This is a genomic window from Nostoc sp. NZL (genome assembly GCF_015714705.1).
GTDB lineage: Bacteria > Cyanobacteriota > Cyanobacteriia > Cyanobacteriales > Nostocaceae > Nostoc > Nostoc foliaceum_A.
Genome location: NZ_WBKL01000061.1, coordinates 1 through 26,104, shown reverse-complemented (window position 1 = coordinate 26,104; position 26,104 = coordinate 1). Strand labels below are relative to the sequence as shown.

Sequence of the window (26,104 nt, the reverse complement as noted above, 5' to 3'; positions counted from 1 at the left end):
GATACAAGAATGATTTACTGAATCTAAGTATTCGTGAATGGATTTGTTTGAGTTGCCAAACAACCCATGACAGAGATGAAAATGCATCGCGGAACTTGAGGGCAGAGGGGATTAGAATACTTGCCCTGAGCGAAGTCGTTGGCGCAGCCTCTCGTAGAGAAGGGTTGTCAACAAATACTGCGGGACACGCAGAAATTCAAGCTTGTGGAGAAGCAGTAAGACTCGTTGGCACTTGTGCTAATAAGCGTGTTTCTAAGAAACAAGAATCCCCCACCACAGCGTAAGCTTGGTGGGGGAGTGTCAAAGAACCAATTTCACCTAGTCCCCTACTGGCTGAATTTTTAGCAGAAAGTATCCAGCTAGCAATTGCAATGGGTTCTGAGAAAGCTAGATCAGAATTGATTATCAGTCCAATATTGTTTGAAGTCCGAAAAATTCTCAACAGACAAATCAGTTTTTTTTCGGGTGAAGAATTTAATGTTGAACCAGAAGTTGGACTGGCTGGATTTTGCGACTTTCTGATTAGCGTTTCGCCAGAACAGTTATTTATTGAAGCTCCAGCAGTGGTGATTGTGGAAGCTAAAAAGGAAAATCTTAAAGGTGGTTTAGGGCAGTGTATCGCAGAAATGATAGCCGCCCAAAGGTTTAATGCCAAATACGAAAAACCTATTGCTACTATCTACGGTAGTGTTACTAGTGGCAACCTGTGGACATTCCTCAAGTTGGAAGATAGCACTGTTACTATTGATTTAACTGAATATTTAATTCCACCAGTAGAGCAAGTCTTAGGTATTTTGGTGTGGATGATTCAGTCACAGTCAGCTTCTGATTGTTATTAATTTATTTAACCAGTACAAATTTATAACCAATGCTATCCGATCCTTGCCCTTGGAAGGCGGCTACAGTCTGAGGTAGATTCCTACATCATCTAGATATTTCAGCCATGCCAAAAAACCCGGTCGCGAAGACCAGGTTTTTTTGGGGCCATATTCCCCCAAGGCTAGTTATAGAAGTTATTTATTATTCAGTGTTCTGGTAATAACTACCAAACTTAAGTTAGCAATTTCGGAAAATTGTCGCCCAATTATCAAAATTTTCTTTCAGTGCGATGTTTGTGGCGGGATACGCTTACGTTAATGTCTGCTATTAGCTTGATACCAGTGTGATCGCTGCCCGCACTTAGTGATCATTTAAATTGAGATCACAACTTCTGCCTGGGAATTTTGCTATTATTTGCCACTTTAAAACATATGCAAATAATTGAAATTTCTCCATTCCAAGCATTCCGCCGGAGTGTGACGACGGTGATGCAAGTAGTTCCAAAGGAGCTACGCTATGTGGCAATTTTGACATTACTGGGTGGTGCAGGCCCAGCGATCGCTATTTGGCTCAACAAGGTGATCATTGATGAAATTACTCGCTTATTGAGCACGGGGACAACGCAGAATGCGATCGCCCTGATACTTGCCCAACCTCTGCTACTCTCCAGTATTGCAGGTTCACTGCTGGTAAATTTGGTGAGTGATGCGATCGCTAACATCAATAGCTTTGTATATACTTCCCTGCGCGATTTGGAATGGGCAGGATTTGCATAGGCGTAGCCCGCCGTAGGCATCGCTCCCGTTAGAAGAATTGCGATCGCGGATTGATGTAGTTATGCAAGATTACGCTCGCTTCCCGACTACCGTGCGCGAGAATAAAGAAGGGAATAGGGTACAGGGTACAGATTATTCCCTACTACCTATCACCTGTCACCTCTCCCCTAATCCCAATGTCCAATTTTTATTCTGGTAATTTATATTGCCCAACAATACGCTTGGCAAACTCTGGAACATGCTCTTCTAATTTCTCTGGATGATTCCGCTTCACATACAAATAATTCCGAGTAAAGTGAGAATCAATGGAAAACCGCGCATATTCCAAACCTTTGGGGCCGATTTTTTCGATAACCACACCCATGAGTTTTGCTGCCCACATCGGCAGGGTAACGCCTTTATCGTAAGCGGGAATACTTTGCTGTACAGCTTCCTTGCGGTTGCCTTTAGATGTCACTGGTTGAGTATCTAACTGGTCTTTTACCAAATCCAACATTTCCTTACCAGTGTCATTTCTCACTACAATCCATTGCCAGCCGAAGGGTGCGCCCATGTAGCCAACGACTAAATCGGCTAGGGAGTTTACGTAATCAAAGCAACTCATACAAGACGGTGCAAAGACATCTTTGAGTTGGTTGGTCTTTAAGCCAAAGAAAGGTACTGTTTCTGTTGAGCCATCCTCATGTTTGAAGTGAACCCGGAAGTCTTGCATGAATTCGTAATGCACAACTGTATCAGGCGATCGGCTGGTGGTTTCTAAGAATTTTTGCAGTCCGGCGCGATTAACATTATCTACGCAGGGTGTACCCAAAACATACAACTTTTCTAAACCAAGTTGTTTTTCTACGGCTCGTAATGCCTGAATTTGACAACCAACACCAATTACCAATAGCCGCTTCATCCCTGATTTCTCTATCTGTTCCAACACAGAAAGATTCGGGGAAAGCGTTGGTTTATTTACCCGCGCTGCTAGTATTTCTTCTGGAGTCCGAGCGATGATGGGCATGGGTTGAAAGCGGTCTTCTTTGGTGTTCTGCACACAGACAACACCTTCAACTATGCCGCGATTGAGCATTTCAATGGCGATACTGCTAACAATACCCGTCCATTGTGCACCTTCAATTGGTTGCTGTTTCCGCGCCGCTATCATGTCTTGGTGAACACCAAAGTACAGTTCATCAGGGTTTTCGAGATGGCGCGATCGCGTGTGCGTTTCTTCTTCAAGTTCGCCTATTTGCTGATTAATAAAAGCGCAGGCTTCCTTGACATAGTGAATATAGTATGTATCACATAGTCCACACTCGCTACAGAGTTCTTTAGCAGGGCGGCGGCTGGTAGATTTTAAGGCTCTGGCTTTTTTGTGAGGAGAAACTGAGGTCATATAAATTTTTTGTTTTATCCAGGAATCACTTTTATTACAATACCTTCACTGGCTATGAATTCACGATAGAGATTTAACAAGAAGAGGATGGACGCAATAAGCTGAAGTGACTGCTTTTCCTGGTGTACTGGCTTACGGGCAGACACGAGAAGGACTACCATTAAGTAAGACCTCATCAATTTAGGCGTAGCGACTGTCTTGAATGTCAAGTGCGATCGCACTTGACATTCAAGACAGTCGCTACAAATATTTTATTTTTTCATAGTAAGAAAAGTGATAGGGCGCTATATTTATTTTTGGTACTTTCTTACAGCAGTTTATTTAGCAGTTGGATAGTTGTAACTGGCAAAATATTGATAATTGCAATTATCATCTCTAACCTTTAACTTAATTTTATCTATCTTTTATCAGAGGATTCTGTTTGCAAAATCATCACAATAGATAGATATTCTTTATTCTGAGGACAAAATATTCAACATTTATGCATATTTTATAATTTCCATAATTATCTTAAGTAATTATGTACTGGGATTTTATTCCAATTTCAGCATCATACTCCCAAAATCCCCAATATTCGCGTTTGAATCGACGAAAAGAAGATATAAGCAAAGCCTCATTTAACGTGGCTCTCATTCTTACACACTAACAAGTCATCGTTTAGCATTTAGTTATATTTTCTGGTCTTGAATTGATATCTGGACATAAGGATATAGGCAACACTAGCGCAATATTGGATTAGTTATTTTTTACAATCTACCTAAAGTTAGATTAATTATATTGGCAAGCAACTCATTCACTTTCGTAGCTATAAAACTACAGTTGCCAACAATTATCTAACCAGTTTTGTTAAATAAAATCTAATCGTATTGAACAAGTGAGGAGGTGCAATTGCCATGTCTTTATCAAATACTGTTGAACAGCAGCAACCAGAAATTCAGACTTCTCCTAATTTCGAGTTTTGGAGGCAAGTAGGCTTAATCACTGGTGGTACTCTCTTCTCAATCATTATGCTGGCAAGTTCTCTTGTGGCCGGAGGGCTGGTTGGTTTAGCCATTAGTTTCCGTAACTTGCCAGAAGTCAGACAAATACGAAACTTATCACCAGCGGAAACAACTTACATTTATGACATCAAAGGCAAATTATTGGTGGGTATACACGGGGAAGCCAACAGAAAAGTCGTACCGCTAGATAAAATTTCCCCAAATTTAAAACGAGCAGTATTAGCCAGTGAAGATAGCTATTTCTATAACCACCACGGTGTTGACCCTGGCGGTATCGGACGTGCTGCGTTAGTCAACTGGATAGCAGGCGGTGTGAAGGAGGGAGGTTCTACAATCACCATGCAACTGGTGAAAAATTTGTTTCTATCTCACAAGCGTGCTTTTACACGCAAAGTAGCAGAAGCGATACTAGCAATTCGTGTAGAGCAAGTTCTCAGTAAAGAGCGGATTTTAGAAATGTACCTCAATGAAGTTTACTGGGGTCATAATAATTATGGTGTAGAAACGGCAGCAGGCACTTACTTTGACAAATCAGCAGAAAATTTGACTTTGGGCGAGTCTGCAATGATGGCGGGTCTAATTCAAGCTCCAGAACAATTTAGCCCTTTTGTGAATTTAAATTTGGCCAAGCAAAAGCAAAAAGTAGTGCTGGAAAGAATGCTGAAATTGAAATGGATTAACCGGCAAGAGTATGATAACGCCATTAACCAAGAAATTAAACTTGGCAAAATTAAGTCATTTCAACCTAGTAAGCATCCTTATGTTACTAATACTGTGGCACAGGAACTAATTCAAAAGTTTGGGCGTGATGCAGTACTCAAAGGTGGAATGCAGGTGCAAACCACCGTAGATGCAGACTTTCAAGCGATGGCAGAATCAACTATCAAAAAGTGGCATAAAACCCTTGAAAGTCAAGGGTTAAATAAAAATCAAATAGCTTTAGTGGCAATTGATCCACGCACACACTTTATAAAAGCATTAGTGGGCGGTGTAGACTCAAAAGCTAGCGAATTTAACCGGGTAACTCAAGCTTTCCGTCAGCCTGGTTCTTCTTTTAAGCCGTTTGTTTACTATACAGCCTTTGCTAGTGGTAAGTTTACACCAGATACAACGGTGCTAGATACCCCAGTCAGCTACCCTGATAATGATACACAGTACTCTCCCCGGAACTACGATAATAGCTTTAAGGGTGCAATACCGATTCGTACTGCCTTAGCACTATCCCGTAATGTTCCTGCTGTCAAGATTGGCAAAGCTGTGGGCATTAATAAAGTCATCGCAACTTGCCGCACCTTGGGAATTATGAGTCCGATGGAACCTGTGACATCTTTACCACTAGGTGCAATTGGTGTGACACCGCTAGAAATGGCTAGTGCTTATGCTACTTTTGCTAATTATGGCTGGCAATCGCCCCCAACGCTCATTGCTCGCGTCACTGACAGTAGTGGCAATGTATTACTTGATAATACCCCGAAACCTCGTCTAGTTCTTGACCCTTGGGCGTCAGCCACAATTTTAGATGTGATGCAAACAGCAGTTAAACAAGGAACTGGTAGAGGTGCAATTATAGATCGTCCAGTCGCTGGCAAAACCGGGACAACTTCTTCAGAAAAGGATATTTGGTTTATTGGTTCAGTACCACAGTTAACAACTGCCATCTGGGTAGGGAGAGATAACAATACACAATTGGTGCGCGGTGCGACAGGTGGAGGTATGGTCACTCCCATCTGGCGCGATTTTATGCTGAAGGCTCTTAAAGGTGTACCAATAGAGAACTTCAAAACGCCTTCTAAGTTTTCTCGACCTAAGCCAATTAAAAATACTAAAAATTAAGTATTGGATGAAGATTTTCAGAGAATGCGATCGCATAGACAGTGAAACAGAACCTTCAGGGACTTTGCCATTTCTACTAGTGAATTCTGGATTGGTAAGGTAAATTCGTGCAGCGTAATAGGTGGTCGTAGTAGAGAACTTAGACGAGTCCAAAGGTAGCCATCGAGCAAGCGTAGTAGCTTAAAAAACGAGTATCATTGCTAAAAATGCCTTGATTACGACTATTATGGTGAATCTCTCCGCTTAAATCTGTCACCATAAAGGTGCTGCCATGATTAATAGTTAAGATTGGGGAACTAACACTGATTCGCATATTTCCCTCATAAATGGGTTACACATGATTAGAATTCAGCTACCTCTAGCATTAAGAACAAATGTGATTAAAAAGTAACTGCAAACCAACTTTGGCAGTGACGAATTAAGAAAAGTTAACTGAGGTAATACCAATTCTCCAAACGTACAGTTCTGGGCTGTAACGGAGTTAGCGATACACTCTTAATTTCTTTAATTTCAGTTCGTTTTAACGCACTTTAGCTATGAGCAAGCAATTTATTGCAGGGAGGGAAAGCAACGCTCTCACCGAGGTTTGAACGATTGGGGGTGTAACCCCATCGTGAATTGACTCCATAAACGCCCCCTGTCATCTCTCAGTAGGGTAAAATATATAACTCTTCAGAAGTATTGACATCTGAAATTTTTCAAGCATTCATCTTGCATATTTTGACAAAACGTTATAAATTATTAGGTTATAGGGGAATAATCTGACTTCATAGTGTCAAAAAGTAATCCTGCTCAAGTAAATATACTGCAACCAGTTCTAAACCAGTTCTAACTTCACGCAAACACTAAACAGCACTGAAGATATGTTTTTATTTGGTAAAGCAAAGATTCTGTACATGAAACGGAACAACAAATAATCTAAAAATATATCTTGTGTGACTGTTTTGAAAATCATGTTACTGCTTGCGGTGAAAAACAACAACTATAATTCACCAAAAGAGTAATCGATTATAAGCAAATTAACTATAAATAAAGCTGCATAAATGTCAGCAGATTTATTCATTGTTGGTTGGTTAATTTTTCTCCAAATTATATTTGCTATTCAAAGAATCGTTTTTGTTATGCTGAGAATGGCAAAAATAAGAAATGAAGACGCATCTACCACAACTTTACAATCCAAATGGAGCTATTCTGGCGATGCACTTAAACGAATTGGAAACTACTGAAAATTTAAAAGAAGTGGAAGAAGCGTGGCAAACACTAGAAAAATCAATTCTCTATTATCAAGGACGCCCCGTTGGTACGGTAGCCGCTTATGATGCATCTGTAGAGGCGCTCAATTATGACCAGTGCTTTGTTCGGGATTTTGTCTCCTCAGCTCTAATTTTTCTGATCAAAGGTAGAACAGATATTGTTCGTAATTTCTTAGAAGAAACCTTAAAGTTACAGCCGAAAGAAAGGGCATTAGATGCCTATAAACCTGGACGAGGATTAATCCCAGCTAGCTTTAAAGTTGTATCAGAAAATGGGCAAGAATATTTAGAAGCCGACTTTGGTGAACATGCGATCGCTAGAGTTACGCCAGTAGATTCTTGCCTATGGTGGATTATTTTGTTGCGTGCTTATGTAGTCGCCACAGAAGATTTTTCTCTAGCCTATCAACCTGAATTCCAAAATGGTATCAGGTTAATTATGGAAATCTGCTTGGCGAATCGTTTTGATATGTACCCAACGCTGTTGGTTCCAGATGGTGCTTGTATGATTGACCGTCGTATGGGCATTTATGGGCATCCTTTAGAACTACAAGTTCTTTTTTACACGGCATTGCGTGCATCTCGTGAACTGCTAGTTTGCCAAGGTAATTCCGATATTGTTGCAGCCATTGACAATCGCTTACCTCTTTTATGTGCTCATATTCGCCAGCATTATTGGATAGATATTAATCGTCTGAATGCAATTTATCGCTTCAAAAGTGAAGAATATGGCAAGGGTGCTGTTAATCTGTTCAACATATATGTAGATTCTGTTCCCTATTATGAATTAGATAAGTGGCTGCCAAGAAAAGGTGGTTATCTAGCAGGTAATGTCGGGCCGTCGCAGCTAGATACTCGCTTCTTTTCACTCGGAAACTTAATGGCAATCATTTCAGACTTAGCCACCGAAGAACAGTCACAAGCAATTATGACTCTCATTGAGGATCGATGGGATGACTTAGTGGGAGATATGCCTATGAAAATTTGTTTCCCAGCTTTGGAACATGAAGAATACAGAATTGTAACTGGATGTGACCCCAAAAATATACCCTGGTCGTATCATAATGCTGGTAGTTGGCCAGTTTTAATGTGGATGTTAGCGGCGGCGGCGGTGAAAACTAACAAAACAAGTCTTGCACAAAAGGCTATTGAAACTGCCCAAGGACGACTCAGTACAGATGAATGGCCAGAATATTACGACGGTAAGAAAGGGCGACTGATTGGCAAACAAGCTAGAAAATATCAAACTTGGACAATTACTGGGTTCTTATTGGCAAAAGAATTGATGGCGAACCCCACTTATTTACCATTAATTAGCTTTGGGAAATTACCAGCAGAACAAGTTTCTAGAGCATGTGAGTTTGAAATCGCCAGTGTAGACCCGTATATGCAATAATTAGTAATTTCTAATGACGCTCGAGTACTCGCTACCGCTAACGTAATTCGTAATTAAAAGACAGTTTCAGGCAGGAATTTAGACCCTGATTGAAACAAAACCACCTATAAACAAGGGGAAATTAAATCCGACAATTACGAATTACGAATTACGAATTACGAATTAGTAAAGAGTTGGGAGTTAGAATACAAAAGCCTTCTGACTCCTAAATGATTTTTCCATGACAAACCCCCGTCAACTAGCTTTTATCGCCCTGCGAGATGTTCACAAGGGGGCTTATGCTGATGTTGCCCTAGATAGAGTACTGCAAAAAGCTAGTTTGGCTGATAACGATCGCCGCTTGCTGACAGAATTGGTTTATGGGAGCGTCAGAAGGCAGCGTACTCTTGATACTCTTATTGATCAACTCGCTAAAAAGAAATCTGATCAACAACCCCAAGACCTCCGCACCATCTTACACCTGGGTTTCTACCAGCTGCGCTATCAAGAGCGTATTCCCGCCTCAGCTGCTGTTAATACCACTGTCCAACTCGCTAAAGAAAACGGTTTTTCTGGACTAACGGGTTTTGTTAACGGTCTATTACGTCAGTACATCCGCCTAGCAGAGAAGATAAAAGGAGATCCGTTACAACTTCCAGAAAACCCAGTGGAACGCTTGGGCATTTTACACAGCTTTCCTGACTGGATTATTCAAGTTTGGTTAGAACAACTGGGTTTGGCTGAGACAGAACAACTGTGTGAATGGATGAACCAATCACCAACAATTGACTTGCGTATCAACCCACTTCGCACTTCCATCGAGGAAGTTGAGGCGGCTTTGCAATCTGCTGGTATTTTGGTGAGACGGATTCCTCATTTACCTCAAGCTTTACGATTGATTGGTAGTGCTGGGTCAATTCAAAAACTACCTGGTTTCAGAGAGGGTTGGTGGACTGTACAAGATGGTAGCGCTCAATTGGTAAGTCATTTACTTGACCCACAACCGGGTGAGGTGGTAATTGATGCCTGTGCTGCACCAGGGGGTAAAACAACCCACATAGCTGAGTTAATGGCAGATAAAGGGAAAATTTGGGCTTGCGATCGCACCCCTTCTCGTCTTCGCAAACTCCAAGAAAATTCTCAACGGCTGAATTTACAATCTATTCAAATTTACACTGGCGACAGCCGCCACTTCAACCAATTCCAAAACAGCGCAGACCGCGTATTATTAGATGCTCCATGTTCTGGTTTGGGAACCATGCACCGTCATGCTGATGCTCGTTGGCGACAGACACCAGAATCTGTCCGCGAACTTTCGGTGCTGCAAAAAGAATTGTTAACACATACATCTACTTTTGTCAAACCTGGTGGTGTACTAGTTTATGCCACCTGCACATTGCATCCAGCAGAAAACGAAGAAGTGATTTCGGCATTTCTAGCTGAGTCACCTAATTGGCAAATTGAGTCTCCCAGCGGCATTGAGATACTTGATTCTGCCCATAGCACACCTCAAGGTTGGTTCAAAGTTTGGCCCCATCAACAGGACATGGATGGCTTTTTTATGGTGCGCTTAAGAAAAACCAATAATTCCGAGTGAATACGGTTTGGGATTGTACGATTTGGTGGAGGCCTGAATCTACCAGAGGAGGCAGCAATGGTTACCCCTTCCAATGTCAAAAACTTAGTTAAAATCCTGATTGGAGCCGCCTGGATTGATGGCAGAATCCAGCCAGAAGAACGGCAATATCTCCGCGAAATAGCTCAAGCAAAAGGTTTAGCTAACGATCCAGAAATTAAGCCTTGGCTGTACGAATTAGTTCCTGTACAGCCAAAAGAATGCTATGACTGGGTGCGGGAGTATTTAGGCGATCGCCCCAGTCTTGAAGATTGTGAAAATCTGATTGAAGCCATCAGTGGCTTAATTTATAGCGATGGTGAAGTTGCCGTCGAAGAAGCCAGACTTCTGACCCAATTGCAGGATATAGCCAAACCGAATGACTCAACTCAACCAGCTCACACTGCACTTCTCAAACAAATTCAAAAGCTTTATCGGCGTTGGGTTGACGTACAAAACTAATCATAGTCAAAAGTCTATAGTCTGATAACTAATAACCCTTACGGGTTCGCCAGTCACTCATGGGGGAAACCCCCAAGACCGCGCTGGCTCACTAATGACTAATGACTAAATTATGACTTCGGTTCGCCCAGACCCGGAGTTTCTTCTTTATCAACCTTAGGCACAAAATCAGGACGCTCTTTGCTTTCCCAACCTGCGGGGCGTTTCGAGTTGTACCAAGCTATTGAACCAATGGTTACAGCAGCAATAAAACCAACAACATACACCAACGTGAAAGCAAAAGGAAAATGACCACCACCTGTTGCGACTGAATCGGCTGCCTGCATCAATATATGCATGAGTATATTCTCCAATGTTAAGTAACACTACTTGACACACTATAGAATGAGCGTATCACTTAACATCCTCCCGTAGTTTAGTTTGAGCAACTTCATATTGCATAGAAAAGAGTATGGGGAGCAAAGAGCAGGGAGCAGGGAGCAGGGGGAAAATAATTTCTCTCCTCTGCCCCCTGCCCCTCTGCCTCTTCTCCATGCCCAATGCCCACTCCTGATTAAATTAATTAGAAGGTCTAAGCTTATCCCGCCAGGATGGCTGTGACGATGAAGAACCTGAAGAACCTGAACTATTTGCGGGAGAGGAAGATCGCCGAGTTCTTCGAGGCGGGGGAGAATCAGATTCTACTCTTCTAGAGCGCCGCCGTGGAGTAGATGATTCCGAGGAAGAGTTATTGGAACTTGATTCTTCACTGCGATCGCGCCTTCTCCGTCTTGGGGTAGAATTGCTTGATTGCTGTTCTTCTTGAGAATAGCTTCTTCTGCTTCTACGTCTCCTAGATGAACCACTCTCCTCAGAATTTCTAGTACTTTCCCCTTCTGAGTCATCATTAGAGGAAATAGAACGATTTAGCACTTGTTTGGGCTTGATAGACTGGGCTTTGATGGTGCCTTTACGACCTTCTAATTTGGGTCGTTTAGGAAACTTTTCTACTGGCATCTCCTCTACCGCTTTTTTCATAAATTCGCGCCAAGTATAAGCTGCACTACCACTGCTGCCGTATGTAGGGCGGTTATCATCGTTACCTAGCCAGACCCCTGTTACCATCTGGGGAATGTAGCCAATAAACCATAAATCGCGGGCTTCGTCGGAGGTACCGGTCTTGCCAGCAACTGGTCTATTACCTAATTGAGCAGCAGCACCAGTCCCCGCTTCTACGACGTTGCGTAGCATCCAAGTCATGATGGCGGCACTATCAGCGTCAAGGGCCCTTTTTGACTTGAAATTAGCTGACCAAATCACCTTGCCTTGACGGTTGAGGATGCGAGTAATACCATGAGGCTCTGTGTGCAATCCCTGTGTAGCAAAGCTACCATAAGCACTGGTCAACTCTAGCAGATTGACTTCATTTGAGCCGAGAGCCAAAGAGTAGGTGGGCTTGAGTTCAGATTTTACCCCCATATCATGGGCAAGTTTAATCGTTGGTGTAAATCCCACATCAATCAATGTCTTTACCGCAATCACATTAATAGAGCCGGTGAGGGCATCTCGGATGTTCATCGAACCCCGAAATTTTTCACTATAGTTTTTCGGTTCGTAGCCGTCTACGACAAAGGGCGCATCCTGATAGCTATCGTAGGGGCTTTTACCGCTAGCGATCGCAGTAGCATATACAAACCCTTTAAATGTAGATCCTGGCTGCCTCTGTGCCTGGGTAACCCGATTAAACTGGTTTTTACCAAAATCTTTTCCCCCAACCATTGCCTTAATTTCACCGTTGCGGGGGTCAATGGCTACCATTGCTCCTTGCTTAAAGTTCTCCCAGCGTCCTTGATTTCGCAGTGTTTTAGCAACCGCCTCTTCTGCGACTTTCTGCCAAGCCGGGTTCAGCGTGGTTTCCACTACTAACCCTTCACTTTTTAGCACATTAGGAGAAACGTACTTCGGCAATTCTTTTTGGATGTAGCTGGTAAAGTAGGGTGATTCTACTTGCACTCGTTTGGGTAAACTGCTTTTAAGAGTTAATGGCTCCTGAACGGCTGCTTGCCTTTGATCTGTTGTAATAACTCCATCTTCTTGCATCCGTAGCAATACTAAGTTTCGCCGCCGTTTTGCAGCTTCTGGATTTTTGTCTGGAGCGTATAAGCTAGGAGCAGGAGCTAATCCAGCAATCGTTGCCATCTCTGCGAGGGAAAGCTGGTCTGGCGATTTACTAAAGTATACCCAAGATGCATCTGCCACACCATAAGCTCCACCTCCCAAATAAACCAGATTCAGGTAACGCTCTAGAATCTGATCTTTGGTTAATTCATTCTCCATTTTTTGTGCTAGGCGGACTTCTTTGAGTTTGCGCCAGATTGTCTGTTCTTGTTTCAAAAACAGAATCCGCGCTAGCTGTTGAGTGATGGTACTAGCACCTTCGACCACACCTTGCGATCGCACATTATTCAAACCTGCTCTGACAATCCCTTGAGGATCAACTCCGTTGTGTTCCTTAAATCTTTTATCTTCTGAGGCGATGAAAGCTTTTTTTAAATTATCTGGAATTTGTTCCAGCTTTAGCTGTTCTCTGGCCGCTTCACCTTGTTGTTGTAATATGGTTCCATCGGCGGCTTTGATGGTCAGTGTTTGCTCTCTAACCACGGCATTCAATTCGGTCTGATCTGGCAAAGACCGATCTATTAAACTGACACCGTAGATCAAGGCAACTATCCCACCACCTACACCCAAACCTGCCCAAAACCATACGCGACGATAGAGTGGTTTACCGCCAGTTGCCTGATTGGCTTTAATCCTAGATGGTAAAATTTTCATCTTGCTCAGTAACTGCCTCGGCTGCGCCACATGTGCTGGTGGTAAGCTCTCATTTGTTCCTCCTTGTCCAGAGTTACTCAAATTAGTTGGTCTTCGCTTGAACCAGGAGGTAAGCTTCCCCATGTCAGTTCCTCGCTCAAAGTAGTAACTATATAACCACCATCAATCAACTTTGGGGTTAGCGCACCACCATTGTGTTAGTATAATATCCTATAAAAAATAATTAACTAAATTCACCATAAAATAATGTTTTTTAGATTTGGTTAATTTAGTTTTGTAAAAGCCCTGTAATTTTGATATTTATTGAGAATAAAAAAATTATTGGCGTTTTCTGGAATAAGTGTACCGAAGTATTCGCAAAGACAGCGCGAAAAGAGCTTACTTAAGGAGAGTGCGATGCCTACGGTGAGCTACGCCGAAGCAGAGCCAAGAAGAAGCGCCGTTGCCCTTGGTAGTAATATCGGCGATTCACAGACAATTTTAGAAGCAGCTATAGAAACTTTAGCCCAAACGCCAGGTATTGTTTTAGAAGCCAAATCCAATTGGTATCAAACCAAAGCTGTCGGGCCACCACAGCCAGATTACCTAAATGGCTGCGTCACATTGCAGGTAGAAATCACAGCCCAGAAGTTATTAGAAATTTTGTTAAGAATTGAACAACAATTTGGGCGTGTGCGTCAGGAACGCTGGGGGCCACGAATCCTGGATTTAGATTTGTTATTATTTGATGACTTTATTGTGGATACACCAAATCTCCAGATTCCCCATCCTCGAATGCGGGATCGAGCCTTTGTGTTAGTGCCACTGGCAGAAATTGCCCCAGATTGGATAGAACCAGTTTCTGGGTGTGTTATTAAAGAACTGCTGAAAGAGGTAGACTGTTCTGATGTACATTTATTGATGGACAATTAAAATTACCATCCTTAAAAGCAGAAGAACGCTGATTTCGCCTCTGTATCACAGATAATCAGATTTTATTATGCCATTAGGTAGAGAATTACCACAACTGCTGAAACAACGTCTGTTTTATAAAGGACGCAAGTTTGATTTTGAAGTTAATCGCTTGCGTTTGCCTAATAAATCGGAAGGAGAATGGGAATGTATTCGTCACCCTGGTGGTGCCCTCGCTGTGCCAGTAACGCCAGAGGGTAAACTTGTACTCGTGCGCCAGTATCGTTTTGCAATTCAGGGACGGATATTAGAATTTCCGGCAGGAACTTTGGAAACAAATGAAGATCCCCTAGAGACGATACAGCGTGAAATCGAAGAAGAAACTGGCTATAGTGCCCAAAAATGGGACAAACTAGGCGAATTTTTCCTAGCTCCCGGCTATTCTGATGAAATTATTTATGCATTTCTGGCGCGAGATTTAGAAAAGCTGGAGACACCACCACCACAAGATGGAGACGAGGATATCGAAACTGTGTTTTTGACTCCCGAAGAATTAGAGAAAGCTATTTTGGAGGGAGAGCCGGTAGATGCTAAATCAGTTGCTAGCTTTTTTCTGGCGCGTCCGTTTTTAATTTAATATCAATATGCTGTTAGAGTTAGCGATGCCTTCGGCGGGCTACGCCTACGCAGATGCCTATGGTGCAGGCTTTGAATATGCTGATGAAATGATCGTTAACAACGATTTGAGTCGATACGTCGAACATCCGCGTTTTCGACTCAATCCTGGCAGCTATACCGACGACACCCAGATGAGCATTGCCATTGCTGAGGTGATTGTTGCTCAAGCACCGTGGACACCAAAAGTTTTAGCCGATAGTTTTGTTAGAGCCTTCAAGCGCGGTGAGCTAGAGCCGCAGTTATTGCTACCTTGGCCATAAGATTATGTATCAGATATGCGTTTATGCCGCATTACCAAATTTGCTTCCGTAGTAATTTTTTCTATCTTATTGGTTTGGATGTTGTCTCCGGCAACCATTTTACCGCCGGCTGATCCTGTTGAGCCAATTACAATCTATGTAACAGATTACGGTTGGCATTCCAGAATGGTTTTACCGACTGGCAAAGATGAATTAATCCAGTATGCTTACGGTGATTGGAATTATTTTGCACTAAATCAACAGGACTTTAAAAATGGGGCGGCAGCACTATTGCTACTAACTCAAGGCACTCTGGGTCGGCGAAAATTTAGTAATATCATCGAACTTCAGCAGATAATTCAACAACAAGATTACACCCTATTAAGTTTAGAAGTAGCGCAAGCCAAAGTAAAACAACTGCTGAAATTATTAGATGAACGTTTTAACCGCAATCTTGCAACGAGCATCGAAAATCCACAAACAGGTTTAACTTTAGTCAAAGATGAGCGAAAATATACATTATTACACAATAGCAATCACGAAATCGTTGAGTGGCTAAAATATTTAGACTGCCAAATTGATGGTTTTGTGATGTGGGCAAATTTTCAGGTGAAATATTCATAACATTTCTGTTTTTTTAAATAAAAAATCTTGATTTTACTATCACAAAATATATACATAATTTTTGTTATTCGTTACAGGATCACGCTTCAAGTGGTCGCTACTATAACTTTCATTTTTCTTGGTACTGCTGCTTTATTTGAATGGTTGCAATACTGTCCAGCCCTAGAAGAAACAAATACACAGGCTAGAATTTCATATATTCCTGTTTTTAAACATTATTTTTGCTTTGGAGCTTCTAGCACGTACTTTTTACATCAGCCGCCGCGATCGCTCGTTAAGCTGGTTAGAAGCTATACTACGACGGTGGTACGATATATTTTTGTTACTTACCTTCTGGCGGTGGCTACGAATAATTCCCGTCACCATTCGTGTTTACCAAGCTGATTTACTAAATATTGAGCCTTTGCGATCGCAACTTAATCATGACTTTGCTGTGAGCTTTGCTGAAGAGATCACTGTGATGGTGGTATTCAAGTGATTGAGCAAATGCAAGATACAATTCGTCTCACATTTGTTTTCAACGATGAAGCAAGCAGTTTTCCATTACCCATGCAGATGGTTCTGTAATTAATATTCATCCGCCTCAATAGCTACTACCTTGGGCAGGTAGTTCTAGGCGCGATCGCAAAACAACCATAATAGTTGAATAGACCCTACCTGACTATAATAGCTCAAATGTAGAGATGCAATTTTACTCTCTTTTCTAAAAACTTATACAGGCTTTATAAAATCAGTGTATAATAATATCTAAAATAAAAGTAACGAAGCTTATTAATATAATAATGACAGATTTAACGCCAAATAGCACATTTCTAATAACAGGAATTATTTTTATAACGATTGCTGTTATCGGACAATCTAAATTGGGTTTTATTGAAATTAATCCCGGTTGTTTGGGGAGATTTTTGGCTTTATTTATTGGAATTTCGAGTCTATTATATGCTTTAGGATTACTCAATCTTTCAGCCGAAACCCTTGATTTATTAAGAACTTCTCTGACAGAAGAAATTAAACAGAGTATAAGCTCAATCAATGACCTTTTACAAAGTAATTAATAGCTCTAAACAAATATTTTTGGATGCATCTCCAAACTTTTAGATTAAGGGAAATAGGTTAAGTTTTTCCCTTGATCTTTGAAAATATTCCTAATAAGATGCTCCTACAAGACTGTAAATCAGGCTAGACAATACTAATAAGGTAACAATCACATAGATATATTCTCGCTGTAGCAGGAAAGCTAATAGGGAAATAAAAACTCGCACAATTGGAGTAGCAATTAGTAGTAACAGACCGAGTTGAATAATACCGCGTAGGCGTAGCCCGCCGTAGGCATCGCTACCTGATAAAACTGCTTTTACTACACCTACTGGTGAGCTAAATTCGGATGGTTCTCCCTGAAAAAAGTGATATCCAGCAGGTTCAGCACCGTGATGAATTAAGTAGAGTATACCTCCCAGTAAAACTACAGAACTAGCTATCAAAACACCATATTTCAGGAAGTTACTGAGCAAATATTTTAATTGCTGATCACTTGATATTTTCGTAATCTTGTTGTTAGCATCAATCTGACAGCTATTAGTAGTGGATTGTTCTAATTGTTCGATATTACAGTCTAAAACTTCCTGCGGTAAGGTTAGTGCAACCACTTCACTATTTGGCTGTGCCAGTAATGTCCACCGAAAGCTACTATTAAATTTATACATTTTATAGCCCCCCTATTAAACTGTTGTAGACCATTTTTAAAGCTATTACCACCAGCACAAGACTGAAGATAATTCTCAAAATTTGCGTTTTAGCGCCTGTCAGGATTCGTGCGCCCAAGAAAGCACCAGGTAATACCCCCAACATCACCGGCATGGATAGTCCCGGATCGATGTAACCCCGTGCTAAGTAAACTCCGGCTGATGCTGCTGCTGTGACACCGATCATAAAATTGCTAGTGGTGGTAGAAACTTTGAAGGGTAGACGCATGACTTGATCCATCGCCAATACCTTGAATCCCCCGGAACCAATACCAAGCAACCCAGAAAGCACTCCGGCTATTAACATCACACCAAATCCCATTGGTACTGAATGAACTTGGTAAGACATCACTCCATCAGGAGTTGGATAAGTACCATTCAATTTCAGATAATTTGCGATAGGGTCTGCTACTTCATCTTCACCATGTTCTATTCTGGGTCGTTGTGAAAGGTATGCTGAATAAATGAGGACGATCGCTAGCACGATAGTTAGGGCTTTCACAGAGACAAAAGTAGCAATCATTGCTCCTGCGATCGCACCAATGGTTGTGGCTACTTCTAAAAACATTCCCAATCGCAAATTGGTATAGCCTTTTTTAATGTAGGTAGATGCTGCACCCAAAGAAGTAGCAATTACAGATACCAGTGAAGCACCAACGGCATATCGAATATCAACGCCAAATACTGAAGTCAATAAGGGAACAATTACTACTCCGCCCCCTAATCCAGTTAGCGCCCCTAACAAGCCAGCGATAAATGAACCAATCCAAATTAGTAATGAAAATTCTAAAATAGTCAAATTTAATTCCTTTTTTTACATGTATATCAAGATGCCAATATAATTTTTGTATTCTTTAAAACTTAATTGACAAGTTTACCACTGAGTACATATCGCTGTTCATAATTGTGTGCAATACTCTCTCGCTTCAGTATTCAGAAGCCAAAGCCGGGAAGAATTCTAAGTCCTAACTTCTCACTCAAAAGTCTTATTAAGTTTCTGAAAAGTGCAAAGATTACATCAAATGCACCTACCAAAAAGTATAGAAGAGATATATAGTAATCTGATTGGATTTTTGGAAAAATCCAATTAGATTGCTATATGTTATGAGCCAAGTATGTCGAAACTTTCAAAACTTCATCGATTACAAAATACTAGAAGTTTGAGAAGCTCCACAATGTTTACAATACGGTAAATGTTTATAAGTAAGATTATGGCAGTTTTGACATTCAATATCTTGATAATAACCACAGTGCGGGCAGTAAGTATCAAGATGTCGAATTTTCTTGGCGCAATTGACACAGCGTGATTTTTGAACTCTGCTAGCTGCTTGGACTTTAGCATTAAAGATAAATTTTTGAAAAAACTGGATAATTCCAAAACCAATAATTGGAATCAGCAAAATATAAGCATAATTTATCAGAAAAAGTAAACCACCAAAAATGGCACTAATAATATCAAATAAAAATTTAAATATTGCACCTACTTGAAGAAATTCAAATATTTTAACGATTAGTGGGATAAAAAAGATAACTAGCAAATGCCAGCTAATTAATGAGATGAGTCCATATCCTCTTCTTTGGGCAAATTTGTGGACTGATAAGGCAATGAGAATCAGTGGTAGAAGAAAGAGGGACTGAAAAGCAAGCTGGATACTTGGATACCAAAATGATGCCTGCTGATAGCCTTTATCAACTTCCCGAAATTGATTGTCATCTTTAATAAAGGCTAGAAAACTAATACTTTCTGGTTTGGCAAGCAGTTCATTTTTAAGAGTAGAAATTTCTTGTTTAAGAATAGAAATTTGGCGATTATTTTGTTCTAATGTCTGTTTAGCTTTTTCAGCGCTAACTTGATTAATTGATTGTTCACGGCCCTGACCTGCAATTTTTTCTAAGAGCGTTGAGTCATACTGGGCTTTAATGGTGCGATTAGTTTGTTCAAGGTTACTGATTTTTGCTTGTTTCTGATCAATAACTTTTATGATTTGCTGCTTTTCAGGATTGTTACTCTTATCTTTGTAGCCGGCATATTGCAAGCACGTTTGGGAAACCTTACCTAGATGTCCTATTTCGGCTTGTTGATAGTTTCGCTGAAAACTAAGTTGATTATTAGAGTTATATGGCAATGAAAGTTTAACAATTTCATAGTCTTTATCTTGAGTGGTTTTTGCTCGGTAATTTTGCCACTCTGAATAACATGGATAAGCCTCAGTCGGGCTGATATGCCACCTGCTAATATCATCAAGTCCGGTAAAAACATTAATTAAGATAAAAATATCAATTAAAATAATCACAATCAAACTCACTTTATTCAGCGGTTCGTTGTTGATTGTCCTTGATTGATTAAAAAATTGACTCAGAATTCGGCGGATTCTAGCAAACATATTGTCTTTTAAATAAATGGAGATTCAATCCGAATCAATTTTATCTGATAAGTAGCAAATAGCTGGACAAAAATACATCTATTCATCTGAAGATTTGTTAATTGTTGAATAGAAAAAAATCCCCGACAACTTTTACGAAGTCGGGGATCTGTAGCTTTCAATTTTCACAAATCAGGCTATGGTCAAAAATATTATGACTTTCATCTGAAGTTGACACAGGTGAAGGCTGTGTGCGCCAACTGAAACCTATTTAGCAGCGAAATAGGCTTCTAATGCCTCAGAACCACCAATTAATTTTCCATCGATAAACACTTGGGGAACTGTTGTCGCACCTGTAACTGCTCGTAACGAACGTGTGGTGATATCCTTACCCAAGGTAATTTCTTCGTAGTTAATGCCATGTTCCTTGAGCATCGCCTTAGCACGAGCACAGAAGGGACAACCGACTTTCGCAAATAGGGAAACTAGTTCGGGCTTCACTGCTTGGGGGTTGATATATCTGAGCATTGTTTCGGCATCGGACACCTTAAAGGGATCTCCTGGCTCGTCTGGCTCAATAAACATCTGGTTAATTACACCATCTTTCACCAGCATCGAGTAGCGCCACGATCGCTTCCCAAACCCCAAGTCTGATTTATCTACTAGCATCCCCATCCCTTCAGTAAATTCACCGTTACCATCGGGAATGAGAGTGATATTTTCTGCCTCTTGGACTTTTGCCCATTCGTTCATCACAAAGGGATCATTGACAGAAATACAGATAATGTCATCGACACCATTTTCTTTGAAAACCCCTGCCAACTCGTTGTAGCCAGGGAGATGAGTTGATGAACAAGTCGGAGTATAAGCACCTGGTAAGGAGAAGACAACTACTGTCTTATCAGCAAACAATTCATCGGTTGTCACATCCACCCACTCGTTGTTCTGACGAGTATGAAAAGTGACATTGGGAACTCTTTGTCCTCGGCGATTAGGGAACATAGTTTTGCTTGCCTTTAGTAATCAATTCCAGTCATAACCTATCATGGGAAGACTGGTATGATGTAACTATCAATCAGCTAAAAAACTTCATTAATAAAGGTCGCGATCGCTGCTACAAATTCAGCGGTTGATTCATATGGTAAAACATTGCGCCCATTTATTTTTATACCTCGACCTTGAGGCAAACAGGCGAGGTAATGAGTCAAGCGTTCATCTGGCGTTTCTTTTTTACTTTTTTCACTAATACTCGATGCAGTTTCCCCCACAACCGCTAATGTTGGTTGCTGAATAGAGGCGATAAAACTAGTATAATCCTGTCGCCAAAACCCTGCTAGAAAAGAAAACACTGCATGGCGACTAGCAGGATTTTCTGCACCGGCAAGCAATGTATTCAACCACTCTGCATCCACAGCATTTTCAGAAGCAAAGAGTTGACGAGTCGAGAAAGAACGTAAAAATTTTGGGGTGCGTGCATAGCGATAAAAAGCACTCCCAAAAGGTGAATCTAAGAGATTCCAAAGGACTTTTTGCTGCCATTCTGGTGATTTATTTGTCATCAAACCCCATGCTGGAGGCCCAGAAAGTACGAGTCCAGCAATTAAATTTGATTCTTTTTGGACTAATTGGATAGCAACTGGTAATAAAGCACCTTGTACTACAACAATGACAGGTTTTTGCACTACTGTTTGTAAAAAGTACTGCAACTGTTCTGCCCAATCACTAGGAGTGTAAGCCAGATGAGGCATATCACTTTCGCCACATCCTAGTAAATCAGGGTTGTAAATTGAATTACGTTGGCCTGTATTATACCATTCCCGACAAAATCGCTGCCAAAATTGCCGCGACAATCCGACACCAATAGGATGAATTAAAAGTAAGGGAATACCCTCAGGTGTTGTGTTACTTGGTTGATGAACTTCGTAGGCGCAATGATAATTATCCCAACTGTAAAACTGGCTAGGAGATGCTGTCAAATTGGTTGTGTTAGTTACAGCAGGTGGTTGCATAATTCCTAGTTTTTAATACTTGCTAAAAAATCATCTGTGGATGAATTAACTGGTATCCAGCCTCTTTCAGCTTTTCATTCGATACCCACGCATTATATGGGCGAGTACTCTTGATAGAAGTATCCCATTTAACTTTGGGTAAATTATGTTTTTCAAATAAGCTATCTAGCAAGTCTCGACTGGTGAGATGTGCATCATCTACCAGATTGTAAATTCCTTGCAAACGACGGTGACGGGCAAATTCTATCGCACCAACAATATCATCCAGGTGAATCCAATTTGTAATATCCTCGCCGCCGGGACGGGTTGTACCAGAATATTTGCTAAATATTTTCACCAGTTCCCTGCCAGTCCCATAAATACCTCCTAAGCGAAAAATACAAACGCGGAGATTTTCGCTAGATGCTGATAGCAACACATCTTCTGTTTTTCGGAGTATTTGTGCATTTAAATTGGCGGGTGCAAGCGGTGTTTCTTCATCTACCCATACACCATTTCTATCACCATACACTGCATAACTACCTGTGTATATTAATTGTTTTACAGTCGGAAACTGCTGCAATGATGAAACTAAAGTCTGGGCAGTTTGTAGATAAGTTTCTTCATAAACTTCCGCACCTTTTGCACCAACACTTAAAACGACAACATCTTGATTGTGCAAAACTGATTTTAGACTCTCTAGGTCATTCCCGCAGGTAACTACAACTCTTTGGCTTACTGATTGTAGTGCCGGCACACGCTCAGGGGATGTTGTGGTTACACTGACAACAAAATCTTTTTTTTGCTGCCAATATTGAGCGACTTTATAACCAACATAACCACAACCAATGATTGCAACGTTCATGACAAATTTGACACAAATAAATTAAACTACTCATCGAGACAATATTCTAAATTAAGGGACTGGATGTAAATAAATTTAACAGTCCAGAGCCAAAAATCAATACCAATAGTACAACCTAATGACTGGTTACTAATGACTATTTAGCTAATTCTTTCTCAATTATGGCAATTAACTCTGGTGAATTTGGCTGGACACTACTATTAAATCGAGCTACTACTTCACCTTGCTTATTAACTAAAAATTTTTCAAAATTCCAAGCAACAGTTCCCGTTGGCTCAACGGCTTTGGTAAGTCGCTCATAAAGTGGATGCTGCTGCGAGCCTTTGGCATGAACTTTATCGAATAGTTCAAAGGTAACATCATATTTACTCGTGCAGAATTGCACTATCTCTTCATTACTTCCTGGTTCCTGTGAACCAAAATCGTTACAGGGGAACCCTAAAATACGTAATCCTGTTTCCCCATACTTCTGGTTCAACTTTTCTAGCCCCTCGTATTGAGAAGTATAACCGCAGTAGGATGCCACATTCACAATTAAGAGTACCTTGCCGGTGTAGTCGTTTAATTGCTTATCTTCACCGTTGATGGTCTTGACTGCGATATCCGAAATTGTGTTACTCATCTTGAATCTGATTTCTAGGGAATATTGCCAAGTCTCCCATATTACAGGTACTCTAAACCCGGTTTCTTTGAGGAAATTAGGATTGTTAGCCTTGTTTGCCACTACGATTCTATTTAACTCAGGCTCTAAGCTTGTATGGGAGTTTCGATAGTTGTTTCCCTCACTGATTGGTGCTTAATGGGCAAGGCGATTTCTAACAATTAACTTTTTGTATAAAAATTTAATAACATTCAGAATAGTTTGACCCTGATATCGGAAAATACTTACCTATAAAGGGTCTAGCTGCTTTATTTGTTGCATCAGCAGCTATTTGCCATAACATAAGCGAAAAAATGTATTAAACGATACAGTTTTTTGGTTTGAGTAAATAGACAATCAGTCAAATTTATCCCTTGAGTTATCATGACTTTGCCAGTAGTTCACCTAAGAATCCTGGAGTCAGTGCTTTTGAGAGTGAATTCTAGAGTGAGTGGTAACGCTTTTCCCTTAAAAAAGTGATTGTAGGATAGCCATATCTATTTGGCTTTTTTAAATAGTTGTGCCAAAACCAAGAGTAGTAAATTTGAATTAAAAGCCCTTCCCCAAAAGCTGTCATATAAATTGAACCAATACTATCATCCCAATTTTCTTTGGATGTAAGTGTGTTACATCCTTTTTATAGGGATAATATTGACAATTTCCGGCAATTTCCTAACCAAAGCTTCTTTTTTAAAGATTAAAGATTAAGTGAAGAAGACTTGGCTGTTTCAGAGATTACATCATAAATTTCTTAAGAAGAACTACGAAAAATATTTACAGATGTGCCAATAGTTTCTTAAACTCCTATTAAGGTTATTTGAGTTTCTGATTTTTAAACAAGTGGTCTAAAGGAAAAATATCAAAAACCACTGGATCTAAGTTCGGACGGCAGTTTTTTCCCTTTTTTAAGGATGGTTTTGAGGATGATGTTCAAATTCATGTACAAACAAAAATCAAAAACAAAAAATAGGCGTCTGTCTCCAAGAAATTACGCTGTAAACTCACAGACTAACTCAAAAGTCAAGCTATTTAATCTAGCAATTAAGCGACTCTCTCCCAGTTGGCAAGCTTGTTTACCTTTAGCTTGTCTGATTGTCTTGGGTTGGGGCTATGCCGCAGTTGCCCAAACTCCAGCCGCAGGGCCAACAACAGCAGAACTTAAAGTTGCTCTTGATACGCTGTGGGTTGCGATCGCAGCCTTTTTAGTGTTCTTCATGAACGCTGGTTTTTGTATGTTAGAAACCGGCTTCTGTCGCCAGAAAAATGCTGTCAACGTTCTTTCCAAAAACCTGATTGTATTTGCTCTGTCTAGCGTTGCCTTTTGGGCGATCGGTTTTGGCTTAATGTTCGGTGATGGCAACGACTTCATTGGATTGAATGGGTTTTTCTTAGGAGGCGCAGATAACAGTCCGGCTACAGGAGATGCTTATAAAGGTGTCTTCGATGCCATTAGTTGGACTGGTGTACCCCTAAGTGCGAAGTTTTTATTCCAGCTAGTGTTTGCCGGAACAGCAGCAACAATCGTGTCCGGTGCAGTAGCCGAACGAATTAAGTTTGTTGACTTCCTGATTTTCAGCCTCCTACTTGTAGGTATTGCCTATCCCATTACCGGACACTGGATTTGGGGAACTGGTTGGCTAGCAGACAGAGGCTTTTGGGATTTTGCCGGTTCTACGGTGGTTCACTCCGTAGGTGGTTGGGCAGCTTTGATGGGAGCAGCATTTCTTGGGCCCCGTCTTGGTAAATATCAAGATAGGCAAGTTGTGGCCTTGCCCGGTCACAACATGAGTATTGCCACTTTGGGCTGTCTAATCCTGTGGTTGGGCTGGTTTGGTTTCAACCCAGGTTCTGTGATGGCTGCCGATCCTAGTGCGATCAGTCACATTGCTGTCACCACTAACATGGCTGGTGCTGCCGGTGGAATTGCCGCCACCATTACAGCTTGGTTGTACTTAGGTAAACCAGACCTGTCAATGATTATCAATGGTATTTTAGCTGGCTTGGTTGGTATTACAGCATCTTGTGCTTACGTAAGTATTCCTGCTTCTTTACTCATTGGCTTCATTGCTGGAATACTGGTAGTTTTCTCTGTAACATTCTTTGACAAACTTGGCATTGATGACCCAGTGGGAGCTACCTCAGTTCACCTAGTTTGTGGTATCTGGGGAACTCTAGCAGTAGGTCTTTGGTCTGTTGGCCCTGGTGTTTATTCCTGGTATGGCGATGCACTTGGCCCAGCAAAAGGTTTATTTGCAGGTGGTGGCTTTGGACAGTTCGGTGTTCAGTTGCTGGGCGTTGTCTCAGTAGGTGGTTTCACTGTTTTACTCAGTAGTATCTTTTGGCTGGCCCTGAAAGCTACTTTAGGTATTAGAGTATCCAAAGAAGAGGAACTAGAAGGTTTAGATATCGGTGAACACGGTATGGAAGCCTACAGTGGATTTCTCAAAGAAGGTGATGCAACTGGATTTTCTGGAGAACAAAGCTCAATTGGAAAATTTTAGGGTAAATATTTCCTTGGTTTACCTAAATCGGAGAGAAGGCTCCCGCCATAATCTCTGATTTGGCGGCGAGATGAATCGAGGGCAAGAAACTCAACATTCCACAACCATAACTGACTGAAAGCCAGTGAGGAAAGGGGGATAGTTGAGTTTCTTGCAATTCCATGTTATGATTACGCAATTAAGTTGAGCGTAAAAGTGCTGGTATTTGAAGCAAAACTGGGAGGAACGAACGAGCAGTATGGAAAGC

General features: G+C 41.0%; 25 protein-coding genes and 1 pseudogene. 14 read left to right on the top strand and 12 right to left on the bottom strand.

Translation table 11 applies throughout. From position 1 onward, the window contains the following. From F8R90_RS08285 to F8R90_RS08275, 3 genes and pseudogenes are all read left to right on the top strand, one after another. Positions 1 to 284: transposase (locus F8R90_RS08285; protein ID WP_196510358.1), on the top strand; the 284-nt coding region annotated here is incomplete at its 5' end. Positions 285 to 305: 21 nt separating this feature from the next. Next, positions 306 to 839 (top strand): annotated as a pseudogene (locus F8R90_RS08280) (hypothetical protein); the annotation flags it as partial. Positions 840 to 1,250: 411 nt separating this feature from the next. Then, positions 1,251 to 1,595, top strand: a complete 345-nt coding sequence (locus tag F8R90_RS08275; protein ID WP_196510357.1) for a hypothetical protein — start codon at positions 1,251 to 1,253, stop codon at positions 1,593 to 1,595. A gap of 187 nt (positions 1,596 to 1,782) precedes the next feature. Here the strand turns inward: F8R90_RS08275 and F8R90_RS08270 are convergent, their stop codons facing one another. Beyond that, positions 1,783 to 2,976, bottom strand: a complete 1,194-nt coding sequence (locus tag F8R90_RS08270) for a Coenzyme F420 hydrogenase/dehydrogenase, beta subunit C-terminal domain (protein ID WP_196510356.1) — start codon at positions 2,974 to 2,976, stop codon at positions 1,783 to 1,785. Positions 2,977 to 3,869: 893 nt separating this feature from the next. On the opposite strand from F8R90_RS08270, the gene F8R90_RS08265 reads away from it, so the two are divergent. Beyond that, positions 3,870 to 5,810: a transglycosylase domain-containing protein gene (locus tag F8R90_RS08265; RefSeq protein ID WP_196510355.1), complete on the top strand. Its 1,941-nt coding sequence runs from the start codon at positions 3,870 to 3,872 to the stop codon at positions 5,808 to 5,810. 139 nt (positions 5,811 to 5,949) lie between these two features. Here F8R90_RS08265 and F8R90_RS32760 read toward each other — a convergent pair whose 3' ends face one another. After that, complete coding sequence (locus F8R90_RS32760; RefSeq protein WP_230966196.1) at positions 5,950 to 6,123, bottom strand: glycogen debranching N-terminal domain-containing protein; 174 nt, start codon at positions 6,121 to 6,123, stop codon at positions 5,950 to 5,952. Positions 6,124 to 7,007: 884 nt separating this feature from the next. On the opposite strand from F8R90_RS32760, the gene F8R90_RS08255 reads away from it, so the two are divergent. The 3 genes from F8R90_RS08255 to F8R90_RS08245 all read left to right on the top strand — a co-directional run bounded on the left by F8R90_RS08255 (position 7,008) and on the right by F8R90_RS08245 (position 10,515). Next, positions 7,008 to 8,459 (top strand): glycoside hydrolase 100 family protein, encoded by a 1,452-nt coding sequence (locus tag F8R90_RS08255; RefSeq protein ID WP_196510359.1) that lies wholly within the window; start codon positions 7,008 to 7,010, stop codon positions 8,457 to 8,459. A gap of 220 nt (positions 8,460 to 8,679) precedes the next feature. After that, positions 8,680 to 10,035, top strand: coding sequence for a 16S rRNA (cytosine(967)-C(5))-methyltransferase (locus F8R90_RS08250; RefSeq protein WP_196510354.1), 1,356 nt, complete (start codon positions 8,680 to 8,682; stop codon positions 10,033 to 10,035). A gap of 57 nt (positions 10,036 to 10,092) precedes the next feature. Next, positions 10,093 to 10,515, top strand: coding sequence for a tellurite resistance TerB family protein (locus tag F8R90_RS08245; RefSeq protein WP_190891814.1), 423 nt, complete (start codon positions 10,093 to 10,095; stop codon positions 10,513 to 10,515). 110 nt (positions 10,516 to 10,625) lie between these two features. Here F8R90_RS08245 and psb35 read toward each other — a convergent pair whose 3' ends face one another. Both psb35 and F8R90_RS08235 read right to left on the bottom strand, forming a co-directional pair. Further along, entirely contained in the window at positions 10,626 to 10,853 is a 228-nt protein-coding gene (gene psb35 / locus F8R90_RS08240; RefSeq protein WP_190891811.1) for a photosystem II assembly protein Psb35, read from the bottom strand. A gap of 220 nt (positions 10,854 to 11,073) precedes the next feature. After that, the gene (locus F8R90_RS08235) at positions 11,074 to 13,449 is read right to left on the bottom strand and encodes a transglycosylase domain-containing protein (protein WP_196510353.1); all 2,376 of its coding nucleotides are present in this window, start codon (positions 13,447 to 13,449) and stop codon (positions 11,074 to 11,076) included. A 273-nt stretch (positions 13,450 to 13,722) separates the two neighbouring features. On the opposite strand from F8R90_RS08235, the gene folK reads away from it, so the two are divergent. The 6 genes from folK to F8R90_RS08205 all read left to right on the top strand — a co-directional run bounded on the left by folK (position 13,723) and on the right by F8R90_RS08205 (position 16,813). Beyond that, a complete protein-coding gene (gene folK, locus F8R90_RS08230) occupies positions 13,723 to 14,238 on the top strand; it encodes a 2-amino-4-hydroxy-6-hydroxymethyldihydropteridine diphosphokinase (protein WP_196510352.1) in 516 nt (171 codons plus the stop codon). A 67-nt stretch (positions 14,239 to 14,305) separates the two neighbouring features. After that, entirely contained in the window at positions 14,306 to 14,854 is a 549-nt protein-coding gene (locus F8R90_RS08225; protein WP_196510351.1) for an NUDIX hydrolase, read from the top strand. Between the two features lie 7 nt (positions 14,855 to 14,861). After that, positions 14,862 to 15,155, top strand: a complete 294-nt coding sequence (locus F8R90_RS08220) for an ADP-ribosylglycohydrolase family protein (protein WP_230966195.1) — start codon at positions 14,862 to 14,864, stop codon at positions 15,153 to 15,155. Between the two features lie 15 nt (positions 15,156 to 15,170). Then, a complete protein-coding gene (locus F8R90_RS08215) occupies positions 15,171 to 15,758 on the top strand; it encodes a DUF2459 domain-containing protein (protein ID WP_196510350.1) in 588 nt (195 codons plus the stop codon). Between the two features lie 226 nt (positions 15,759 to 15,984). Further along, on the top strand, positions 15,985 to 16,236 hold the full coding sequence (locus F8R90_RS08210) for a hypothetical protein (RefSeq protein ID WP_196510349.1): 252 nt from the start codon (positions 15,985 to 15,987) through the stop codon (positions 16,234 to 16,236). 304 nt (positions 16,237 to 16,540) lie between these two features. Beyond that, entirely contained in the window at positions 16,541 to 16,813 is a 273-nt protein-coding gene (locus F8R90_RS08205) for a hypothetical protein (RefSeq protein ID WP_196510348.1), read from the top strand. Positions 16,814 to 16,903: 90 nt separating this feature from the next. Here F8R90_RS08205 and F8R90_RS08200 read toward each other — a convergent pair whose 3' ends face one another. From F8R90_RS08200 to F8R90_RS08170, 7 genes are all read right to left on the bottom strand, one after another. Continuing rightward, on the bottom strand, positions 16,904 to 17,461 hold the full coding sequence (locus F8R90_RS08200; protein ID WP_196510347.1) for a DUF1634 domain-containing protein: 558 nt from the start codon (positions 17,459 to 17,461) through the stop codon (positions 16,904 to 16,906). Position 17,462: 1 nt separating this feature from the next. Next, the gene (locus tag F8R90_RS08195; RefSeq protein ID WP_196510346.1) at positions 17,463 to 18,299 is read right to left on the bottom strand and encodes a sulfite exporter TauE/SafE family protein; all 837 of its coding nucleotides are present in this window, start codon (positions 18,297 to 18,299) and stop codon (positions 17,463 to 17,465) included. A gap of 343 nt (positions 18,300 to 18,642) precedes the next feature. Next, positions 18,643 to 19,884 carry a hypothetical protein gene (locus tag F8R90_RS08190; RefSeq protein ID WP_196510345.1) on the bottom strand — a complete coding sequence of 414 codons (1,242 nt, stop codon included), beginning with the start codon at positions 19,882 to 19,884 and terminating at the stop codon, positions 18,643 to 18,645. 246 nt (positions 19,885 to 20,130) lie between these two features. Then, positions 20,131 to 20,865 carry a redoxin family protein gene (locus F8R90_RS08185; RefSeq protein WP_196510344.1) on the bottom strand — a complete coding sequence of 245 codons (735 nt, stop codon included), beginning with the start codon at positions 20,863 to 20,865 and terminating at the stop codon, positions 20,131 to 20,133. Between the two features lie 77 nt (positions 20,866 to 20,942). After that, entirely contained in the window at positions 20,943 to 21,872 is a 930-nt protein-coding gene (locus tag F8R90_RS08180) for an alpha/beta fold hydrolase (RefSeq protein ID WP_196510343.1), read from the bottom strand. Positions 21,873 to 21,894: 22 nt separating this feature from the next. After that, the gene (locus F8R90_RS08175; protein ID WP_196510342.1) at positions 21,895 to 22,716 is read right to left on the bottom strand and encodes an SDR family oxidoreductase; all 822 of its coding nucleotides are present in this window, start codon (positions 22,714 to 22,716) and stop codon (positions 21,895 to 21,897) included. A gap of 136 nt (positions 22,717 to 22,852) precedes the next feature. Continuing rightward, positions 22,853 to 23,338, bottom strand: a complete 486-nt coding sequence (locus tag F8R90_RS08170) for a glutathione peroxidase (RefSeq protein ID WP_196510341.1) — start codon at positions 23,336 to 23,338, stop codon at positions 22,853 to 22,855. A 956-nt stretch (positions 23,339 to 24,294) separates the two neighbouring features. Here F8R90_RS08170 and F8R90_RS08165 point away from each other — a divergent pair. Continuing rightward, positions 24,295 to 25,857, top strand: coding sequence for an ammonium transporter (locus F8R90_RS08165; RefSeq protein ID WP_196510340.1), 1,563 nt, complete (start codon positions 24,295 to 24,297; stop codon positions 25,855 to 25,857). A 22-nt stretch (positions 25,858 to 25,879) separates the two neighbouring features. Here F8R90_RS08165 and F8R90_RS08160 read toward each other — a convergent pair whose 3' ends face one another. Next, positions 25,880 to 26,020 carry a hypothetical protein gene (locus F8R90_RS08160; protein WP_196510339.1) on the bottom strand — a complete coding sequence of 47 codons (141 nt, stop codon included), beginning with the start codon at positions 26,018 to 26,020 and terminating at the stop codon, positions 25,880 to 25,882. Positions 26,021 to 26,104: the final 84 nt, after the last annotated feature.